The organism is Salinactinospora qingdaonensis (assembly GCF_039539445.1).
In the GTDB taxonomy this organism is placed as follows: domain Bacteria; phylum Actinomycetota; class Actinomycetes; order Streptosporangiales; family Streptosporangiaceae; genus Salinactinospora; species Salinactinospora qingdaonensis.
Genome location: NZ_BAABDD010000067.1, coordinates 1 through 1,996 on the forward strand (window position 1 = coordinate 1; position 1,996 = coordinate 1,996).

General features: G+C 68.2%; 1 protein-coding gene. It reads right to left on the reverse strand.

Features of this window, described 5'->3' with window-relative positions; genetic code table 11:
- Nucleotides 1-1,973, reverse strand: a 1,973-nt coding sequence (locus ABD848_RS24785) for a condensation domain-containing protein (protein ID WP_344977602.1), incomplete at its 3' end; no start/stop codon positions are given.
- Nucleotides 1,974-1,996 lie beyond the last annotated feature (23 nt).

Sequence of the window (1,996 nt, forward strand, 5' to 3'; positions counted from 1 at the left end):
AGCCAGGTGGCGGCGGGGGTGGCGGGGTCGATGCTCACGCGCACCGGCAAGGTGTTGATGAACAGCCCCAGCGCCTCTTCCACCCCGGGCAACTCGGCCGGACGCCCCGAGGTCGTGGCCCCGAAAACCACGTCGGTCTCTCCCGAATAGGCCGCCAGCAACAGCGCCCACGCCCCCTGCACCACCGCATTCACCGTCACCCCCTGCTCCCGGGCGAACCGGTGGACCGCCGCCGAGTTCTCCTCGCTCAGCGGGGTTTCGAGGCGCTGTGTGGAACGCGCCTGCCGGAGGTTGCGCGGGGTGCGGTCGTAGGGCAGGGGGGTGGGGGTGTCGAACCCGGCCAGCACCTCCCGCCAGTGGGCGAGTCCGGCCTCGGTGTCACGCTCGGAAAGCCATTCGAGGTGGCCACGGAAAGACGGACGAGGCTTGAGCGCCCGCCCCCGATAGGCGGCGAACACATCCTCCAACACCAACGGCAGACTCCACCCGTCCAACAACACGTGGTGAAACGTCCACACCACCACCACCCGCGTCTCATCGACCCGAGCCAACACCACCCGCAGCAACGGCGCCCGACCCAAATCCAACCCGGCCGCCTCATCCTCGGCCACCAGCCGCGCCAACTCCTGCTCACGCCACTCGACCGAACACCCCCGCCAATCCAGCACCCGCACCGGAACCGTCACCTCCCGATGCACCACCTGCACCGGCTCCGCCAACTCCTCCCAGGCCAACGACACCCGCAACGCCGGCCGCTCATCCACCACCCGCTGCCAAGCCCGCCCCAACGCCGCCACATCAGCCACACCATCGAGCTCCACCACCAACTGCTCGAAATACGACGACCCCCCATCCAACAGCGAATGAAACAACATCCCCTGCTGCATCGGCGTCAACGGCAACACATCAACCACACCCGCCCCATCACCCACCACACGATCCACCGCCGCCTGCTCCAACTCCACCAACGCAAAATCCGACGGCGACACCGCAGACACACCCCCCGACACACCCAACCCCACCAACTCCTCCAGGGAGTCCCGCAGGTGGTCGGCGAGCCGGCGAATTGTGGACTCGGTGTGGATGTCGCGGGAATAGGCGATCTCGATGATCAATCGCCCGTCTTCGATGCGGCCGACGATGTCGAGCAGGTGAGCGCGCTCCTCCTCGGGGGCGTCAGAGCCCCCCAGTGTCATGGCGGTGTAGGGGGTGTGGTGGTCGGTGGTGGTGTCGAAACGCCCCAGATAGTTGAAACTCACCTGCGCCGCCGGCACCCCCGCGACCACCTCCCGCTGCTCAGGCGAGCCCAAATACCGCAGAGCACCAAAGCCCACCCCACGATGCGGCACCGCCCGCACCGCCTCCTTCACCCCCCGCACCTGATCCGACCACTCCCCCGCATCCGCCACCACCACCGGAAACACACTCGTGAACCACCCCACCGTCCGCGACACATCCACACCAGCAAACAACTCCTCACGACCATGCCCCTCCACATCCACCACCACACGACCCCCCACCCAGCCACACACCACACGCCCCACCACCGCCAACAACACCTCATCCACCCGCGCCCGCACCACCCCCGCCACCTCACGCACCAACGCCGCCGTCACCTCACCCGACACCCCCACCGACACCGACCCCTGCGACGCCACCAGCCCGTTCCCCTCGTGCTCGCGGTCGCGGGGCAGCTCGGCACAGTCGACCTCCCCCATACGACGCCAGTGGTCGAGTTCGGCGTCGAAACCGCCGGCCTGGACGTGGGCGGCCAACCGCTCGGCCCACACCGGAAACGGCGTCGTGCGCGCCCCCAGATCCACCGGCTCCCCCGCCATCACCTGCCCATAAGCCCGCGCGAAATCCTCCACCAACACCCGCCACGACACCCCATCCACCACCAAATGGTGGGCCACCACCACCAACCGCACCCCACCACCAACACCACCATCGAACACCACCACCCGCACCACCGGCCCATCGACCAGATCGAGCG